The sequence below is a fragment of the Shewanella sp. SM101 genome (assembly GCF_025654465.1).
GTDB lineage: Bacteria > Pseudomonadota > Gammaproteobacteria > Enterobacterales > Shewanellaceae > Shewanella > Shewanella oncorhynchi.
This window is the reverse complement of the sequence record NZ_JAKKRH010000005.1, coordinates 49,705-69,111: the sequence shown is the minus strand read 5'-3', so window position 1 is coordinate 69,111 and position 19,407 is coordinate 49,705. Positions and strand designations below refer to the sequence as shown.

The following is a 19,407-nucleotide window of genomic DNA, read 5'->3' as shown; positions in this document are numbered from 1 at the left end:
TGGTGACAATAAAACAATTCTATGTGTTTGATTTATAAGATTCAACACTATTGCAGCTTCTGTGGAATTAACCCGCAATTTTAGGTGTTTATTGGTGCTTGCTCCGATGATGTATCGTCAGTTACAGCTCAGTTGACGAATGCTAGGCTAGATTGAACTTATCTTTCACTTTGGCTCTGAGCAATAACCAGTTGAGTTGCTTCGCCGCCGCTTTAAATGCGGTTAAATGCGCATGATAGTCTTTAGCCGGTAAATCTTGGTACTTCAGCGCCACATAACTTTGTGTCAAGGTTTGGAACAGCGTGCAAAGCTTTGGTGTACTGTGTTGGTATTGCTCAATAATCTGCTGCGCAAATTGATTTGGTCCATCACTGTCTTTGCGCTTAATGCCGTGGTGTGCAAGACGATTACAGATCTGTTGATAACGAGTGCTAATAGGATCGCCTTGAACTCTAAAATGTAATAAGCCCGCACTGTAGGCGATATAGAGCACGATAAGGCTGATACAGAGCCCCATAAATACCGCGATTTTAGTGTGAGTCACATCGCCTAAAATGCCACTGAGCACTTGATTCTGTTTCTCTTGGTTAAAACCCAGTACCCACACGCTCCAGTAATAATCTATGCTGGCAAAACGTTGTCTTAACTCATTGAGCCAAGGCATGGATTTAAATCGTAAGCTACTAAAAGGGCTTTCCTGCAGGTAACTCTGCTCTGGATCAAACTGGGCGTCGAATCCTTGCTCGATACGATTGGGCGCCACCATAGCGGTGGGGTCGAAACGCACCCAACCTTCATCTTCAAGCCAGACTTCTGCCCATGCGTGGGCCATATATTGATACACACTGTAGTAACCCGCTTGCGGATTAAATTCACCGCCCTGATAGCCTGTGACCATACGCGCGGGTAAGCCTGTGGCCCGCGCCATAAAAATGAAGGCTGCGGCATAGTGCACGCAAAAACCGGCTTTGTTTTCAAATAAGAAATCATCCACTTGCTGCGGCCCAAGGGGAGGCGGCGTGAGAGTGTAGAAAAAAGGCTCACGATTAAAGTGGCCCATCATGGCCCATAGTCGTGGCTTAGGCGCGGGATACTGAGTCTTAAACTGCTCAGCTAACGTTAAAGTGCGTGGATTACTTTGGCTCGGTAGTTCGAGGTTAATCTGCCTTTGCCGCGCAGATAGCCTGAGATCCATCTTAGCCTTAGGCCAAGACTCTACTTGATAACTCATTCGCTGATCGATATTGCGCAGCGCCAACAGCCGATAGTCGGGCATATTGACCACGTTATCATCTTGGCTATAGGCCACATCGAGACCAAATAACCACGGCTGGTGGCTCGGCTCAGCAATCACTTGATAACGAATACTATGCTTATCTTGCTTACTTAATGCGATCTCTTGATCTTCACTGCTTATCGGAGCAGGACTATTGCTCATGGGATCACTCATGGGATCAGGATTATTGACCATCAATGCTGGGCTGGGCCGTGAGGGCGGAAACAGCAGCGCATCTTTTTGCAACTGTTTAATCCCCGCTTCTTGGCGCCAAGTGACACCATCATAGTTCTCCATCACGAGGGCACGCCAATATAACTCGGCATTAATGGGCTTTGCATTGGTAAAACTCGCCCTAAAGGCAAGTTCAGTCGAACGGGTAAGCTTACCTATATCACCAATCGCCAGACTATCGGACAAGCCCGTTTGGGCTTCTTTCATGTTGGGCACTAACCAGAGCGGTGCAAGACGCGGTAATACTAAAAATAACAGCAGCGCGAGGGGAAGGCTCTGGAGTAAAAATTTGCCACCGATCCAAGCCGTGTGTTTTAAGGATTGCTTATCTTGATACAAAGTCACGAGCACGCAGGTATTGATCAACGTCACCACGAGCAAGTGCGCGGTATTAAGCAGGGATTGATGGTCGATAAAGGTCAGCGCGATAATAAAATAGCCCGCGAGGACGACAACGCGTACATCCCTTTGATTACGCATTTCAATGTATTTTAAGGCATAACCTAACAGCAGCAGATTCACTAGCGCATTGAGTAAGCCTATTTCCTTTGAGACGAGTGCCAGTGTGGTTGCGGCGCCGATCGCAAGACTGGTCACCAAAAAACGCGGTGGTTTTGCCACTTTGCCGACATAAATCCCCACACGCCACAGCAAACAGATAGCGCAAATGCCCAAAGTCCAAGGCGTGGTTTTATCAAATAGTGGGCTTAATACCGCAATATTGGTGATCAATAACCAAAAAAGTGTCTGGCGGCTAATATTGTCGCCGATTTGAGGTGTCGTGCTATTGGCCGCTAACTTCATACTTGCTTCCTCGAAGTAGGGATATGATGCTGCTTGCGGGGAGCTTGATTCGTTTTTTGTGGCTGATTAGCGGCTGATGACTGATATGGGGGCTTCGCCGTTGAAGGCGCTAATTGTGGATATAAGGCAATGGCTTTTTGACAGGCGATCCTATGGTGATTGCCTATCGCGGGCGCGATCAGAACATCGTCTCCCATTGGGTTTTGCAGATGTAAGCCAAAATACTGCTCGAGTTGTGTGAGTTTATTGACTTGCCAGCTTAACTGACCCAATTGGGTTTCGAGGCGTTTAGCATCGGGTCTGAGCCTTAACCAGACGGGATCACCTTGGGGCTGCTGGAATTCTTTAGTCAGCATGCCGCGACCCTGCGCCCACTGTTTCCACGCCACTTGTTTGAGGGACTCGCCGAGCACATGGGGTTTAAGTCCTTTAAACTCATCGATGCCTGACACATGTTTACCCGCCAGTAGCAGGGGATCTTGCTCAGACTGAGTATGATCAGACTCAAGCTGCAGCGGCGCTTCAATCGGCTGGGCAAAGACTAAGTGACTAATGGCTAAATCCACATGCGACCATGCGCGGCAAAGCCCTAAGGGATAGAAGGATTCAATTTTGAGCCGACCCGGTGACACTTGACCCCGCTGATGATATTCGAAGGGCACGAGCGCTTGTTGTTCATCTGTACCCAGGTTCTGCACCGTATAAGTGCGATTATGCGGATAGTTAAGCTGGATGTTATGGCCACTATGGTGCGTGCTGATGAGGACGGGAAAGGTTAAGGTTTCGCCCGCATAGACTTCGGGCGGCGTCGTGGCCCGTAAATGTAAGCCAGCCAGATTTTTGTAACTGTAGAGAATGCAGGTATTAAAGAGGCTTAGGAGTAAGATGCTGAGGCCAATGACTAAGTTATTTTGATAGTTAGTGCCGAATAGATATAAAAGTAAAACCAGACCGAGCCAAACTAACCCAAAACCACTCGGCAGAATAAAAATGCTGCGATGGCTTAAGGTTATTTCGGGACTCGGTGGCAAGCGTCTTGCTAACCAACGTTGCCAAATCGGGACTAACGTCGGAATGAAAGTCGGGAGTATCAGTCGTTTCACTTCTGAGTCATTTCCTTGGTTTAATGCGTTAAATGCATACTTTAGCGATATCTTCTCATTACAGTATCTTGCTACATAATAGGGTTAACGCTCGCCAGAATTCGCTCGGATAAGGCTTCACCCTGTAATTGGCTACTGGTTCTGAGTCTATGCTCAGCCACGCAGCAAAATACCGCTTGTACATCTTCAGGGACTAAATAATGTCGACCTTCTAAAAAGGCCCATGCCTTAGCTGCTTGTAATAGCGCTTTGGTGGCACGGGGTGATAACCCCACGCTGTCACTTTGGCTACGGGAAAAACTCACTAAGGCCAGAATATAATTGAGTAAGGCATCGGAAGCGCTGACTTTGTCGCACTGCTCTTGCAGTTGCATTAAGGCCATCGGTGTCAGGCATTGGGGCAATTGAGCTAAGGTTAAGTGGTTATGATTGCTCTTAAGCATAGCGAGTTCAGCATCGTGGCTTGGATAACCAATAGACAGACGCATCATAAACCTGTCGAGCTGCGATTCTGGTAGCGAAAATGTACCGGATTGATCGGTGGGATTTTGAGTCGCGATCACAAAGAAAGGATTGGGCAATCTGTGGGTGATGCCATCGACGGAAATTTGTTGTTCGGCCATCGCTTCGAGTAAAGCACTTTGTGTCTTAGGGCTGGCGCGATTAATTTCATCTGCCAAAATCATCTGCTTAAAAATCGGTCCAGGATGAAAGATAAATTGTGCTTGATGTTTATCAAAAATCGATACGCCGAGAATGTCGGCAGGCAGCATGTCACTGGTGAATTGGATCCGCTGATAGCTCAAACCTAAGCTTTGGGCTATACCATGGGAAATACTGGTTTTACCAATGCCGGGTAAGTCTTCAATCAACAGGTGCCCACGGGCGAGAATACAGGCTAGAGCGAGACGAATTTGCCTAGGTTTGCCCAGCAATATTTGTTCGAGTTGTTGTAGTAATTCGCTGATCCCAGATTGTGCCACGGGCGACTCCTAATACATTTGGAAGTGTGCTTAAGGTGCATTTGCAAGCTGATGTGCGTTATCACTATGGCGGATCATCGCCCGTATATCCAGTAGCATTTCTAGTGCTAAATCAATTACTCGACAGTATTAGGTTTGGTCTTGAGTGGGCTGGTGGCGCGAATGTAAACCGTTTTAGCCTGATCTTACGTAAGGCACAGTGCTTGGCTGCTGGTGGGGCGAATAAACCAGGATTTAAACAAAAAGCCTTGGACAAAGTCGACACCGATATCTCGCGCAAAGGCTAAGTGAGCTTCAGTTTCTATGCCTTCTAAAATGCACTGTTTGTGGGTCTTTTTGGCAAAGTTGACCAATGCAATTAATAATTGGACTCCCTCGGGGTGTGTTATGTGTGTTAACCAATGGCGGTCAAACTTAAGATAATCCACATTCATCATCAGATCGACACTGAGCATGGAGTGGGGCGCACCAATATCATCCAGCGCCACATGTATCTTAGCTTGTTTAAATTGAGTGAATAATTGACTGGCCAGCTGGGCATCGTTAATGCAGGTGTTTTCGATGATCTCGACCGTGACGCGTTCATAGTGGGACAGCAAACGAATGAGCTTGGCGGTATGTGGTCCATCGACGGCGTGGGGATCAACATTGATAAAAATTCGCTGCTGACTCGGCGCATGGATGAGTTGAAATGCCTTGGCTTGATATTCAACTGCAGCGAGTATTTCTGTGGATTCATGCAATTGCTCGAACACAATATTAGGTGCAACCGCATCACCATTAGGCAAGTAAAAGCGTGCTAAGGCTTCATAGCCGTCGATGGCTAAAGTATGAGGATTGACAAAGGGTTGGTATTCGCAGCTAAGCGTTAACGAACTAAGGTTAATCATGGATGTAATGGGATTCTTAATGCTTTAATACTAATTATTCGCATTTAACGCCCTTCAGTGGAAACAAGTTTTTGATAAAACGGCGTGATTGCTGAATAATTATTCGCTTTGCTAATTATTTGAATTTAGAGAATATCATTTAGAATTTTTGGTGGTTAAAGCATGAGCGTTACCCTAGGGTATGCTGAAAAGTAGGAACTCGATGCAGCTGAGTATCGAGTTCCTTTTCATGTCACGAGTTAGTAAGCAAACTTAAGCTCAGCTTCGCTGAATAATGGCTGTGCTTTTTGCTTTTGCGCCTCATAAATCAATCGATAGCTGAGGACGGCTTGAACATATTCACGGGTTTCAGTAAAGGGAATGGCCTCGATAAAACCCATGGCATCGAGTTTGCCATCAGAGTTTGATAACCAGCGACGCACGCGAGAGGGACCTGCGTTATAGGCCGCCGTGGCGAGGATGCGGTTTTGGTTAAACTCTTTCAACAGCTGGGCATAGTAAGCGCTACCAAGATTGAGGTTAAGCTCTGCGCTGTAGAGATCCTTTGGATCGCTATATCTGGCCCCGTGTTTTTTGGCGGTAGCTTTGGCCGTGGCGGGCATAATTTGCATTAGGCCACGGGCACCTACACCCGAGGTCGCATAAAGATAGAATGCACTTTCGCGGCGGCTAATCGCACGGATCTCATCGATGTTAACCCTATGCTTTTTGCTGGCGTGCTCAAAACCGGCTTGGTGTGCCATAGGGAAGCGTAGAGGAATATCATCCCACAACTTACCTTGAATACTGGCTTCAACACCAAAATCGTACCAGCCCTGTTCATGGGCATAGCGTCCATAGCGTGCTCGCATCGTATTGTCACTGCGTTTTAGTAGCGACATCCATTCATAGCGAGCATCGAAATAACGGTCGAGTGCCATTAACTCTTGTACTCTGACAAAACCGATATCATCGGTTAACTTTTGGCTATTGGCATCAACAACAGGCTCAGGGCTTTGATTGAGTGATACCGGTTTATTTAAGAACTGCGCAGCAGCAAAACCGTAAAAATTACGTTCATTACTGATTGTCGCGAGCGCTTTTATGGCGCTTTCAGGCGCTTCTTTGGCATTGGTGCGATAAAGCCAGTATTGCCAACGTTCCTTTGCCAAGGTTTCTGGTTGGAGTAGGTTCAAGTAACGGGCAATACTGCGCATGTCGTGATCGCGGATAGCCCATCTTAAACGGCGCTCAAATAGGTCGTCATTTTTCAGCTCAGTGAGCACATTGTCGACATAGTTTTTATAGTTATCATCTTGTTCAATTAAAATGCGGCGAACAAGGTATTTATCGAGTTGCTGCGCTTGTTCTGGGGTAAAACGATGAGCCTTTTGATACCGTTCATACAAATTAATGGCTTGGTCGAGATCCTTACGGGCAAGGCGTTTTAATCCTGCGGCAACAATGTCACCGACAATGGGATTTTTATCTTTAAACTTTTCGGTATGGCGCAGGCTATTAGGATCTTTATAGACGGCGACTAAACGCTTAGCTTCGTTACTATGGGTGGTGATTTTTTGGGATAAAAAACTCAGTAAACTCGTTTCGCCAGCCTCGAAACTCAGCATCATTCGCGCCCATACGACATCTTGAGTGCGTTTACCGGCTTTGGTCCATGTGTTGAAAAGAGGATCACATTCCTTTGGGCGCGACCCCCCAAATACCCAAAGTGATTGTGCGGCCGCATAAGCCGTTTTTAGATCGCCCTTGGCGAGTTTCGCCTCATAGTAATAACACTGCAGGCGGATGTCTGTAGGCGCTTCTGGGGTGATCGCAAGATAATCATTCCAGCGTTTTTGGCTACCAGCATTGTTTAAATATTTAGACCGTAACCTATTGTACATGGGTGTGGTTTCATATTTTTCAATCAAGGCTTTAGCTGCATAACCCTGTAAGGCATTAAGAGCACCGATGTCGATATCATGATCTAAATAAATCGCGAGCGGATAATTACCTAGTTTTGCCCGTAGGGGTTTATAGGTTGCATAATCTTGCTTCTTCAGGGCTTTTTCGGCCTCAAGAAAGGTTTTCTGCGTTGATGTTAACGCAAGTGCAGCAGGGGCATTCAATGCGCCTGCGAGCAATATTGCACTGGATATAACCACATTTATAACTGCTTTGCACATGGAGCGTTTGCCTCCGGGCATCAAGGTATCAATCGACATGTCCGTATCGATTTGAGGTAATTAATGGGTGTTCAATTCTTGTTATCTATCATTGCACTCGACAGGCTCGAGTTCTGTGTCCTTAGGATCGCGGGTATGCGATAGATTAAGTTCAGCGTCGTCATCCTGAGTGTCGTTATCGTCTTGGGCTTCATTGAGTGCTTTTTCTAGCAGCATTTTATCCAGTTGTTTGCTGGTATCGACCCCGAGCTGCTGCATTAAATGGGCTTGACGCACTAGATTGCCTTTGCCCGATGACAGCTTGTTCATTGCACTGTGATAGGTTTTCTCCGCATTATCTAAGGCGCGGCCGAGTTTTTCCATGTCTTCAATATAACCACATAACTTGTCGTAAATTCGACCCGCTTGTTTTGCTATGGTTTGCGCATGTTGGTTTTGATATTCGTAGCGCCAAATATTGTTAATCGTGCGCAGGGCCACCAGTAAATTCGTCGGGCTCACCAACATGATATTCTGCTCAAGGGCAAAATTGACTAGGCTAGGATCATGCTCTAACGCCAGTAAAAACGCCGGTTCAATAGGAATAAACATCAACACATAATCGAGGCTCTTGAGCCCGTGCAGATGTTGATAATCCTTTTGACTCAAGCCCTTAATGTGGCTGCGAATCGAGATCACATGCTCATTAATCGCCTGTTGGCGCAGGGCAGGATCTTCACTGTTAAAGTAACGCTCATAACTGACCAAGGACATCTTAGCATCGATGACCACGTCTTTATTTTCTGGCAGATGCACAATCACATCCGGCTTAAAGCGCTTACCATTGTCATCCTTGAGATCTTGCTGGGTATGGTACTCATGGCCTTCGCGTAGGCCGCTTTCCTGCAGAACGCGATCGAGGATCACTTCACCCCAGTTACCTTGCTGCTTGTTATCACCTTTAAGCGCTTTGGTCAGGTTAATTGCATCTTGGCTCATCTTCAGATTGAGATCTCGCAGGTGCTCAAGTTGATGTTTAAGGGCGCTGCGCTCGGACTGTTCGTGGGTATAGGATTCACGAATTTGTTGTCTGAATCCTTCAAGCTGTTGTTTCAATGGTCCAAGCACGCCTTCGAGTTGACTGGCATTTTGATGCTTAAAGTTTTCACTACGTTCTTCAAAGATTCGATTGGCGAGGTTTTCAAATTGGGTCTGTAATCGCACTTCTGCCGATTCTAGGCTGGCGATTTTATCCTGCAGTGATTCTTGCTGGGCATCGGCCTTGGCTTGAATGGTTTGCTGCATGGCATTGGATTTCGACAGCGACAATTGAATTTCTAACTGACGGCGCTGGCTGTCATTTAATTGCTGCTCTAAGGTGGGTACACGTTCGGCTAAGGCCTCGGCTTTACCTAATTGTTCAATTTTGAGCTCAAGGCGCTGCTGGTATTGGCGTAGTTGCGCCTCTTTGTCATCAACCAAAATCTGCTGTTGCGCTAAGGATAATTCAGCATCTTCATTCACTTGACGCATCTCTTGTTCAAGTTGGTCTTTGTGTTGTTGCCAACGTTGGCGGGTGAGTCTTTGGTTGAGCAGGGCACCGATCAACAGGCCTAAGAAGGCAATGGCGAGAAGGCCGATGATTTCGGCGACGGAAAAAGATTGAGAAAATGGCATGATCAATAGCACTCCTTTAGCTTTGGCGCTTAGGTTCGCATGCCGCCCAATAGGCTTCAAGCCCTTTAATCAACTATATCTGCGCTTAATGCTTGAATGAGCAAGTCTTATACGTTTAAGGTGAATTTATTCACGGGTGGAAAGTTTTTCTGGCTTTCACCTGTCTATATTAAAGTGAGCATAGAAGTGAGCGATACAGACGAGCGGCAGATAAGCTTTTATCGCGACTCGGTGGCGTTAATCATTAGATGGTAGAGGTGTCAATTGGCTAAACATTCCCGTTTTACCCCAGGTATTCTTAAAAAAGCGCAGTGGCACATGCAAGATAACCAAGTGACGCCCGAAGCGGTGTTTCGCTCGCGCCGGCAGATTGTGAAAGCCATGGGGCTTGGTGCTATCGGCGCCAGTGTGCCAGGTTACGTGCAGGCCGGATTGTTCGATTTATTTGGCGATCAGCCTAAGTCCTCATTTATCACTACGCCACTGACTTTTCAAACCAATAAGCAATACGGTGATGCTGATGTGTTAACCCCGTTGGAGAAGGTGACGCAGCACAATAACTTTTACGAGTTTGGTACGGACAAGCAAGATCCCTTCAATAATGCCCAAGGTTTTAAAGTCGATCCTTGGCAACTGCGTATCGAAGGTGAAGTCGAACGGCCCATGACTTTAGATTTTAATGATCTGACTAAAATGTTCCCGCTTGAGGAGCGTAATTATCGTCTGCGCTGCGTTGAAGCTTGGTCCATGGTGATCCCTTGGGTGGGGTTCCCACTGGCTGCATTATTGAAAAAAGTGGGTGTAACTAGCAAGGGTAAGTATGTCGCCTTCGAAACCGCTTTTGATCCCGAGCATATGCCGGGGCAGAAGAGTCGATTAATGGGCGGTGGTATTCATTATCCCTATGTTGAAGGCCTGACGATAGCCGAAGCCATGAACGATTTAACCTTAATGTCGGTCGGTTTGTACGGTAAAACCCTGCCACCGCAGAACGGCGCGCCCATTCGCTTAGTGGTGCCGTGGAAATATGGCTTTAAGAGCATTAAATCGATAGTGCGAATTCGCGTGATGGATAAACAGCCGCCCACCAGTTGGAATCAGCTTGCCTCACACGAGTATGGATTCTATGCCAACGTGAATCCGGCGGTGGATCATCCACGTTGGTCACAGGCCAGTGAACGTCGTATTGGCGAGGGCGGACTATTCTCAGCAACCCGTATCGATACCCAGCCGTTCAACGGTTACGGCGAGTTTGTGGCTTCACTCTATGACGGTATGGATCTGAGGAAAAACTATTGATGCTTGGTTTGCTGTTTGGAAATATGCCATTAAGCGGGGATGACTTATGTTGAGATTAACCGCTAAGCACTTGTTTTGGCTAAAAGCGTTATTTCATTTGCTGGGTTTAGTGCCCATCGCCTACCTGATGCTCACTGTGGTGTTAGGCCGTGCGGGCGGCGATCCCGTGCAGCACATTATTCACTACACAGGTATAGGCGCGTTAAATGCCTTAGCGGCGACCTTATTGATCTCACCGATTGCCAAGCTGACTAAGCAAGGGCTATTAATGCAGACTCGTCGCTTGGTGGGGTTATATGTGTTCGCCTATGCCACCTTGCATATTCTGGCATTCTTTAGTTTAGATCTGTTGTTTGCTTGGGAATTACTGTTTAGCGAAGTGGTAAAACGGCCGTACATTTTAGTCGGCGCTGTGGCTTATCTTATCGTCACTGCTTTGGCGATAACTTCGTTTAAAGCCTTGATGCGTAAGATGGGACGTCGTTGGCAGGCCTTGCATAATGGGGTGTATTTAGTCGCGATATTAGCGCCAATCCATTTTTACTGGTCGGTAAAATCGGAAATCATCGAGCCGAGTCTGTATATCGTAGGTTTTAGTGTGTTGCTGCTGTGGCGCACGCCTTGGTTTAAACGTCATTTCAGCCGTAAAGTGGCGAACAAAACCGAGCGTAAGCTGACACAAGATAAAGCTTCGATAAAGTCGGTTTAGACGTATGGCGCGAGCAGTAAATCACTGGCTTGATTTATGTTTCTTTGTGCCTAACGTGAGATCTAAAGTATAAAAACAAAAATGCCGAATGAAGATTCGGCATTTTTCGCTGAATAAATAGTCTTGCTCAGCTACTTTTTCGGGGTCAGTAGGCAGGACTTAACCTAAACCTTGGGTCGCTGATTTCATTTGAATAAACTCAATTTTATAACCGTCTGGATCTTCAACAAATGCAATCTCAGTGGTACCACCAGCGACAGGACCTGGGGCGCGAGTCACTTTGCCACCGGCTGCGGCAATAGCAGCGCAACGGGCGTAGATATCTTCATCACCAATTGCTAAGTGGCCAAAGCCTGTGCCTAAATCGTATTTGTCAGTGCCCCAGTTATAGGTTAGTTCAACCACGGCTTGGCCTGTGGATTCTTCACCGTAACCCACGAAAGCTAAAGAATATTTGTACTCTGGATTTTCAGAGGTGCGAAGTAGTTTCATGCCGAGCACTTCAGTATAAAAAGCAATACTGCGTTCTAAGTTACCGACGCGGATCATAGTATGTAATAGTTGCGACATAGGTCCTCTCTCTAAATAGATTACGGGGTGGAGTATACCAAAAATCCGTAGATGGACCTCGATAAATGTCAGCCATTGTTTTTACAGCGCTTGACCCAGATTAAAGCTTAGGATAGGGAAATGAATGTCTGTAAGAGGGATTTTCAGGATTTAGAAGAGAAAATTGCCGATAAATTGGCTATCGCTCACAAAACACAGAGACAAACATGGGTTTTTATCACTGGGTTGATAATAATGTAGCCATACCAACTAGGAGAGTGAATGATGAACACCGAACTTAAAATGGCTTTAGGCACCACAGTTGTTATTGCTTTATTTTTCAGTGCGTTCTTTGTTTCAATGTTTTAACGACTAATACAAGTTTGAGTTAACCCAGTTCCAAGTTAAGCAAAAAAGCCGCTATTGCGGCTTTTTGTTTGTCTGAAATCCAGTCTAATCAATGTGAAAACAACACTGAAACGTCAATTGCTCCACTCAGTTGATTCGAAGCTTATTCTTCAGGGTATATTTTTTCTTTAAATTCACACAAGTCTTCAATGATACAGCTGCCACAGCGGGGTTTGCGCGCAAGGCAAGTGTAGCGGCCATGCAGGATAAACCAGTGGTGCACATCGACTTTAAATTCTGCCGGCACGACTTTTAGCATTTTCTCTTCCACTTCGACTACGTTCTTGCCGGGCGCGAATTTAGTGCGATTGGCGAGGCGGAAAATATGGGTGTCGACGGCGATGGTTGGCCAACCAAAGGCAGTGTTTAGTACCACGTTAGCCGTCTTGCGGCCAACGCCGGGCAGAGACTCTAGGGCTTCGCGGTTTTCTGGTACTTCGCCATTGTACTTTTCAATCAAGATCTCACAGGCTTTGATCACATTGATGGCTTTGTTGTTATATAAGCCTATGGTTTTTATGTATTGCTTTAAACCTTCTACGCCAAGGGCATAAATGCTGTGGGCTGTGTTTGCCACAGGAAAGAGCTTGTCTGTTGCCTTGTTGACGCTCACATCTGTTGCTTGGGCCGATAACGTCACTGCCACTAGCAGTTCGAAGGGACTTGAAAAATTGAGTTCGGTTTCAGGTTTGGGATTGTTATCGCGAAGACGAGTGAGGATCTGGATACGTTTTTCTTGATTCATGTACGATTCCTGCGCTGTGGTGGGGGTCAACTCTCAACCGTTCATTATCACTATCTTGTTAATGATGATTGATGAGTTTACAACCCACGTTCGCTGATTTTCTTATGCTTTGAGTTTTGCCGCTAATCATGTGCTAGGCACACATTAAACGCGTTAACACGAGCGCCATAATGCCTGTCGTTACTTGAAAGCCTAACCTACCTTAGTGATCCGTGCGCGGGTAACACTCGGCTCTGCGGCGACTTGAGGTTGGCGTTCTTTGACTTTTTTATCAATTACATTTTTCAATGCAATCAATAATCCCATCACGATAAATGCGCCGGGTGGCAACATAGCAAGGAGAAATGGGGTATCGACTTGCCATAGATGCATGGTTAACGATTTAGCCCATGGGCCGAGCAGTTGATCCGCTCCATCAAACAGTGTGCCTTGACCTAAGATTTCCCGCGTTGCGCCCAGCACTGTAAGCACTAAAGTAAAACCAAGGCCCATCATTAAGCCATCGAAGGCGGCACTAAACGCATTATTGCGCGAGGCAAAGGCTTCGGCGCGGCCGATGATGATGCAATTCGTCACAATTAATGGCAGGAAGATCCCAAGGGATAAATACAGGCCGTAGGCATAGGCATTGATGAGCAGTTGCACTGTGGTAACTAGCGCGGCGATGATCATCACAAACACAGGAATACGAATTTCTTTGGGTACATAGTCGCGCACCAGTGACACCAAAATGTTAGAGCCAATCAGCACCAGCATAGTGGCTAGACCAAGGCCAAGGGCGTTAGTGATCGTTGCAGTAACCGCAAGTAGCGGACATAAACCTAACAGTTGCACTAGGCCTGGGTTGTTTTTCCACAGTCCTTGCCACGCAATTTCGCGATAATTAGTCATGGTTGGCCTCACAATTTAGCGGCTGGCTGAAAATTTGTGCTTGGTTAGTGCTGAAATACCATACCGCGTTTTTGACTGCTTTAACATAAGCGCGCGGGGTAATGGTTGCACCGGTAAATTGGTCAAAATCGCCGCCATCTTTTTTAACTAACCATTGCTTATCATCTGCAGAGCCCAACACTTTACCAACAAACTGAGTGACCCAATTCGATTTACGTAGTTCAATTTTGTCACCCAGCCCAGGGGTTTCTTGGTGGGACAAGGTACGTACGCCTAAGACTTCACCTTGGATATTAATCCCAACAATTAATTTGATATTACCGCTATAGCCATCGGGTGCGATGGCTTCCATGGCGATAGCGACAGGCTTGCCTGCATGGGTAGCAATATAGGCCGGCATTGGACTATCCGTGCCTAATGCTTCTTTGTTTAATAGCAAGGTACACTGAGCGGTAAGCTCGTTATCATGTATTTCATCAGGGATTAATTGTTGCAATACTCGCATCAATTCCTGTTGTTCTTGCTGCTTAATCTTGTCAAAGGTTTGTTGATTGACCGCGGCGACGAGACCCGTGCAAATCAAGGCAAACAGCGCCAATAAAAAACCATTTTTAATCATCGGATTTTTCAACTCTTTTTCCTTAAGCTCTCGTTGCCAGCAGAATGACATTATCTTGTAGCATGACTGTAGTCCGCCAAATGGCCTTAGCTAGCTGAATGACCATAGGTGCGTGGCCGCACATAGTAGTCAATAAAGGGGGCGCAGAGGTTAGCCAATAACACGGCAAAGGCAAAGGCGTCAGGGTAACCGCCTTTAATGCGGATGATATACACCAACACACCAATTAACGCGCCGAAGATAATGCGACCACGGGGGCTTGTTGCTGCTGTGACGGGATCGGTTGCGATAAAAAATGCCGCTAACATGGTCGCGCCAGAAAACAAATGTAATAGGGGACTGCCTTGGGTATCGGGCGACAGTAAGAAACCGATACTCGATGCAACAAAGAGCCCCAATAACACGCCAGTACTGATGTGCCAACGAATGGCTTTCAGTTTAAGTAACACTAAACCGCCAGCCAGATAAGCCAAATTCACCCAGAACCAACCTACGCCTGTGCTGCCATCAAAAATGGCTTTAGTCAGGCTTTCTGTGGTGGTTAATCCTAGGGATAAATCGGTTTTAAGGGTATCGAGTGGCGTCGCCATTGCGATGCCATCTATCCCTAAACGAAACTGTTCCAAGTTAACGTGGGCGCCAATGTTGAAGATAAGTTGCAAGCTCTCAGCTAGGCTAGGCGAATGCAGCGCAACGGTACTCGGTGCTATCCAAGTGGTCATTTGCACTGGGAATGAGATTAACAGCAATACATACGCCGCCATTGCAGGGTTAAACAGGTTATGGCCTAAACCGCCGTAAAGGTGCTTAACGATAACGATCGCAAAGGCGGTGCCCATCACTATCATCCACCAAGGTGCTAGGGGAGGAATGGCGACACCAATCAAGATTGCGGTCAGCATGGCGCTGTTATCGCTAAGGCTGGCTTTGATATTACGATTGCGAAGTTTCATCACCGCAGCCTCACAGCTTAGGGCAACTATAATCGCAAGCAGCACTTGAACAAGCGTGCCCCAGCCAAAAAAGGCGCATTGCACCACAAGGCCCGGCAGTAAACATAAAATCACCCTTTGCATCACAGTTGAGGTATGCAAATTACGTGTGACATGGGGTGATGAGGCTATTTTAAACGCCATTGTGTTCCCTTTTTATCATTCTGTTCTTAATCATTAGCAACATTTGAATCGCTCGAAGCTTCGGTTTGTTGAGCGAGTGCCGCTTTTTTGGCTTTCGCCTTGGCGATGGTCGCAGCAATCCGTGCTTTTTTAAGCTCATCGCCTGATAAGGCTGCCGTTTCAGTGGGTTCTGTAATTTGTTCTGCGGATGGTAAAACGGCTTCGGGTTTAGCTGCGACGGCGTCAAGTGCTGCTATCGACGGCGATGCCACGTTAGCTTTAGTTTGAATGTCGTCAACGGACTCTATTTCAGACTCAGTTTTAGACTCAGCTGCTGATGCCGCAGCTATTTTCTTCGCTTTAGCACGAGCAACAGCGGCGGCCACTTTGGCCTTTTTAATCGCTTCAGCGTCGTTAACGTCAGTAGCGGCTGCTTCTGTATCATCATTCACATCTGCTTGAACGCTAGCTGCGGAATCAACTGCTGGAGTCGCGGTCTGAGTTAAATCATTGTCAGCATTTGTCTCAACTTGCTGCGCGGCTTTTTTCGCTTTAGCACGGGCAACCGCGGCGGCTACTTTGGCTTTCTTAATCGCTTCTGAATCATTAACGTCACTAACGCTAACATCACTAACGCTAACGTCAGTATTGCTAACTTCAATATCACTAGCGGCGGTTTCTGCTTGCTGCGCCGCTTTCTTGGCTTTTGCCCGCGCGACTGCGGCAGCCACTTTGGCCTTTTTATCATCGGCAGCGCTGGCTTCTGGTGTACTGTCAGCCGTTTCAGCCGTTTCAAGCGGCGCGGTATCGGCTTGCTGAGCCGCCTTTTTAGCTTTGGCGCGAGCAATGGCCGCGGCGACTTTGTCCTTCTGAGATAACGTCGCTTCTTGCGCGATTGCATCTGTTGCTAAGAAGGATTCATCACTGGCATCAACATTCACCACATTGTTTGTATCTGCACCATTTGTATCAGCACCATTGGCATTCACTTGGGCGGCTTTCTTCGCCTTAGCGCGGGCGATGGCTGCGGCAACTGCAGCTTTACCCTTGGGCGCGTCTGTCGTATCAGTGCTTGTTACGTTTGATTGATGATTCGATGATTCTTCAGTCGACAACTCTTCAGTTGCTGATTGTGCCGCTGCGGCTTTTTTCGCGGCGATCCGTGCCATGGCTTCGGCGACGGCATTTTTATCCGTGCCAGTCATAGTCGCTTGTCGGCGCTCTGCGGCTTCTTTGGCTTTAGCTTCACGGGCAAGCTTTTCTTCTTCAAGACGCGCTAAACGGGCATCGAAACGCTGTTTAGCGCGCTCCGCTTGCTGCTTTTCATCGGCGGCTTGTTTAAGTGCAGATTTGGCAATGCGGTAATACTCGACTAAGGGAATATCACTCGGGCAGACGTAACTACAACAACCGCATTCAATACAATCCTTTAGATTGTAGCTGGCAGCTTTGTCATATTCTTCGGCCTTGGCGTGCCAAAAGAGTTGCTGTGGCAATAAGAGTGCAGGGCAGGCATTGGCGCATTCGCCGCAGCGGATACAGGCTTTTTCTTCTGGCGTAGTTCCTATTTCTTGGCTGCTTGGCACCAGAATACAGTTAGTACCTTTTAAAATAGGCACTTGGATATTTGCCAATGCATGGCCCATCATAGGCCCGCCAATAATCACCTTTTGTTCAGGCTCTGGCGTGAACTCCGTCGCAGCCAGCACATGCTCAACAGGTGTGCCTATCGGTAACCAGTAGTTCCCCGGTTTACCGACATTTTTGCCCGTCACAGTCACAACACGCTCAATCAGCGGTTTACCTTGGGTAACCGCTTGATGAATCGCAAAGGCAGTGCCGACGTTATGCACGACGATACCAAGTTTGGCGGGAATAGCGCCCGAGGGCACTTCGCGGCCAGTAATGATTTGAATTAACTGCTTTTCACCACCAGAAGGATATTTTGTCGGAATGACCGTTACCCGAATACTATCCGCTGGGAGCCCACATTGGACGACTGCAGCTTGCATGGCTTTGGCCGCTTCTGGCTTATTATCTTCAATGGCGATAACAATGCGTTTTGGCGTTAATAACCGATGAATAATGCCAATACCGGCGAGGATATCTTGGCTGTATTCGCGCATTAATCTGTCATCGGCGCTGATATAAGGTTCGCATTCGACGCCGTTGATGATGACTAAATCAATTTCACTGACCGGATTAAGCTTAATATGAGTTGGAAACGCCGCCCCGCCCATGCCTGCAATGCCAGCAGCACGGATCTTATCGATCATCTGTTGATGGCTTAAGTCATCAAGCTCATTTTGCACCAGCTCACACCAAGTGTCTTTGCCATCGGCTTGGATAACGCAAGTGTTAACTGGCAATGCTGAAGCATGGTTGCTAGCCCTTGGCTCAATGGCAACGATAGTGCCTGATGTCGGCGCATGCACAGGTAAATGCCAAATAGAGGTGCCTTGAGTTAACGGTGTGCCTTTTTGTACGCTATCGCCGATGTTTACCGCAAGTGTGCAGTTTTCACCGACTTGAGGGATGGGCACTAAGTACGTATCGGCTAAGGGCAGTTGGCTAATCGGCGCCGCGTTCGAGAGGAATTTGACTTCGGGTGGATGTATACCACCGGGTGAGCGCCAAAGGGTTCCTTTATCTAATTGATCTAATAAAGTTAACACCGCTTTTCCTCTTCTAACTGTGGGTCTTGGTTCTGAATCTCTTGAATGAGAGTCACTGGGATGGCATTTAAGCGCCAGTTCCAATTTTTAAGATTCTGGGTGACTGGGATCATATCAATACAATCGACGGGACAAGGCTCAACACAGAGATCGCAACCCGTGCAATCGGTTGTCAGCACAGTATGCATAAGCTTACCTGCACCGATAATCGCATCCACGGGGCAGGCTTGAATACACTTAGTGCAACCAATACATTCGTCTTCACGTATGTAGGCGACCTTTTTCACTTGAGATTGTGCTTCGGCATTCAGCGGCTCTGGCTCGACGCCCATCAGGGTCGCCAGTTTTTCCATGGTGGCAGTACCGCCGGGAGGGCATTTGTTGACTTTATCACCGTTGGCAATCGCTTCAGCATAAGGACGACAGCCAGGGTAACCACATTGACCACATTGTGTTTGTGGCAGAATCGCTTCGAGTTCATCGACAATCGGATTGCCTTCAACCTTAAATTTAACGGCGGCAAAACCGAGTAATAGTCCAAAGACTAATGCCAATAGGGTCAACAATATGACTGCAATTAAAATTCCGGACATCTTACTTAACCAATCCTGTGAATCCCATAAAGGCGAGGGACATAAGACCTGCGGTGATCATCGCTATGGCGCCGCCTTTGAAAGGTAAGGGGACATCTGCGGCTGCTAAACGTTCGCGCATCGCCGAGAAGAGAATTAACACTAATGAGAAGCCTAACGCAGCACCAAAGCCATAGATAGCCGATTGGATAAAATCGTGCTTCTCGTTAACGTTCAATAGGGCAACACCCAACACAGCACAGTTAGTTGTGATCAGCGGCAGGTAAATCCCTAAAGCGCGATGCAGTGCAGCACTGGTTTTTTGCACCACCATTTCAGTAAATTGCACCACAACCGCAATCACTAAAATGAAGCTCATGGTTCGCAGGTAGCTCAGATCAAAGGGTAATAATAGATACTGGTTGACGAGGTAACTGAGAATCGAGGCTAACGTCAGCACAAAAGTGGTCGCCATAGACATGCCAATAGCGGACTCCAGTTTACTGGAGACCCCCATAAAAGGACACAAGCCTAAGAATTTCACTAAAACGAAATTGTTGACCAGTACTGTACTGATCAACAAGAGGAGATATTCAGTCATCTCAATACTTTTCTAAACGGATCTTGGCCGTATTATCGACTTTTCCGTTTGCATAAACAACATATAGAATGCAGGGTTAACCATCTTTACTGTAAATTTTGGCGACGAATTAA

General features: G+C 47.0%; 16 protein-coding genes. 2 read left to right on the top strand and 14 right to left on the bottom strand.

Translation table 11 applies throughout. The annotated features are described in order from the left end of the window. Positions 1–142 precede the first annotated feature (142 nt). The 6 genes from L5M38_RS04190 to rmuC form a co-directional block, all read right to left on the bottom strand. A complete protein-coding gene (locus L5M38_RS04190) occupies positions 143–2,314 on the bottom strand; it encodes a DUF3488 and DUF4129 domain-containing transglutaminase family protein (RefSeq protein WP_263178430.1) in 2,172 nt (723 codons plus the stop codon). Beyond that, positions 2,311–3,417 (bottom strand): DUF58 domain-containing protein, encoded by a 1,107-nt coding sequence (locus L5M38_RS04185; RefSeq protein ID WP_263166273.1) that lies wholly within the window; start codon positions 3,415–3,417, stop codon positions 2,311–2,313. Before L5M38_RS04185 ends, L5M38_RS04190 begins: the two co-directional genes overlap by 4 nt. 71 nt (positions 3,418–3,488) lie before the next feature. Further along, positions 3,489–4,400, bottom strand: a complete 912-nt coding sequence (locus tag L5M38_RS04180) for an AAA family ATPase (protein WP_263178429.1) — start codon at positions 4,398–4,400, stop codon at positions 3,489–3,491. Positions 4,401–4,585: 185 nt separating this feature from the next. After that, positions 4,586–5,290, bottom strand: a complete 705-nt coding sequence (locus L5M38_RS04175) for an EAL domain-containing protein (RefSeq protein ID WP_212600564.1) — start codon at positions 5,288–5,290, stop codon at positions 4,586–4,588. Between the two features lie 239 nt (positions 5,291–5,529). After that, positions 5,530–7,455, bottom strand: coding sequence for a transglycosylase SLT domain-containing protein (locus L5M38_RS04170; protein ID WP_263166269.1), 1,926 nt, complete (start codon positions 7,453–7,455; stop codon positions 5,530–5,532). An 81-nt stretch (positions 7,456–7,536) separates the two neighbouring features. Then, on the bottom strand, positions 7,537–9,111 hold the full coding sequence (rmuC, locus tag L5M38_RS04165) for a DNA recombination protein RmuC (protein ID WP_263178428.1): 1,575 nt from the start codon (positions 9,109–9,111) through the stop codon (positions 7,537–7,539). Positions 9,112–9,375: 264 nt separating this feature from the next. Between rmuC and msrP the strand changes: the two genes are divergently transcribed. Continuing rightward, positions 9,376–10,410 carry a protein-methionine-sulfoxide reductase catalytic subunit MsrP gene (msrP, locus tag L5M38_RS04160; protein ID WP_263178427.1) on the top strand — a complete coding sequence of 345 codons (1,035 nt, stop codon included), beginning with the start codon at positions 9,376–9,378 and terminating at the stop codon, positions 10,408–10,410. A 46-nt stretch (positions 10,411–10,456) separates the two neighbouring features. After that, a complete protein-coding gene (gene msrQ, locus L5M38_RS04155; protein WP_263178426.1) occupies positions 10,457–11,119 on the top strand; it encodes a protein-methionine-sulfoxide reductase heme-binding subunit MsrQ in 663 nt (220 codons plus the stop codon). A gap of 159 nt (positions 11,120–11,278) precedes the next feature. Here msrQ and gloA read toward each other — a convergent pair whose 3' ends face one another. The 8 genes from gloA to rsxA all read right to left on the bottom strand — a co-directional run bounded on the left by gloA (position 11,279) and on the right by rsxA (position 19,294). Then, a complete protein-coding gene (gloA, locus tag L5M38_RS04150; RefSeq protein WP_006087315.1) occupies positions 11,279–11,689 on the bottom strand; it encodes a lactoylglutathione lyase in 411 nt (136 codons plus the stop codon). A gap of 490 nt (positions 11,690–12,179) precedes the next feature. Next, positions 12,180–12,821: an endonuclease III gene (gene nth / locus L5M38_RS04145; RefSeq protein ID WP_168825144.1), complete on the bottom strand. Its 642-nt coding sequence runs from the start codon at positions 12,819–12,821 to the stop codon at positions 12,180–12,182. Between the two features lie 192 nt (positions 12,822–13,013). Then, positions 13,014–13,712, bottom strand: coding sequence for an electron transport complex subunit E (locus L5M38_RS04140; RefSeq protein ID WP_028760019.1), 699 nt, complete (start codon positions 13,710–13,712; stop codon positions 13,014–13,016). Then, positions 13,705–14,343, bottom strand: a complete 639-nt coding sequence (gene rsxG, locus L5M38_RS04135) for an electron transport complex subunit RsxG (RefSeq protein ID WP_105252444.1) — start codon at positions 14,341–14,343, stop codon at positions 13,705–13,707. Before rsxG ends, L5M38_RS04140 begins: the two co-directional genes overlap by 8 nt. 74 nt (positions 14,344–14,417) lie before the next feature. Next, on the bottom strand, positions 14,418–15,467 hold the full coding sequence (gene rsxD, locus L5M38_RS04130) for an electron transport complex subunit RsxD (RefSeq protein WP_028760017.1): 1,050 nt from the start codon (positions 15,465–15,467) through the stop codon (positions 14,418–14,420). Positions 15,468–15,493: 26 nt separating this feature from the next. Further along, the gene (gene rsxC, locus L5M38_RS04125) at positions 15,494–18,121 is read right to left on the bottom strand and encodes an electron transport complex subunit RsxC (protein ID WP_263178425.1); all 2,628 of its coding nucleotides are present in this window, start codon (positions 18,119–18,121) and stop codon (positions 15,494–15,496) included. Then, positions 18,115–18,714, bottom strand: a complete 600-nt coding sequence (gene rsxB, locus L5M38_RS04120; protein WP_063884360.1) for an electron transport complex subunit RsxB — start codon at positions 18,712–18,714, stop codon at positions 18,115–18,117. The genes rsxC and rsxB overlap by 7 nt, the downstream gene beginning before the upstream one ends. 1 nt (position 18,715) lies before the next feature. Continuing rightward, on the bottom strand, positions 18,716–19,294 hold the full coding sequence (gene rsxA, locus L5M38_RS04115; RefSeq protein ID WP_006081543.1) for an electron transport complex subunit RsxA: 579 nt from the start codon (positions 19,292–19,294) through the stop codon (positions 18,716–18,718). Between the last annotated feature and the right edge of the window lie 113 nt (positions 19,295–19,407).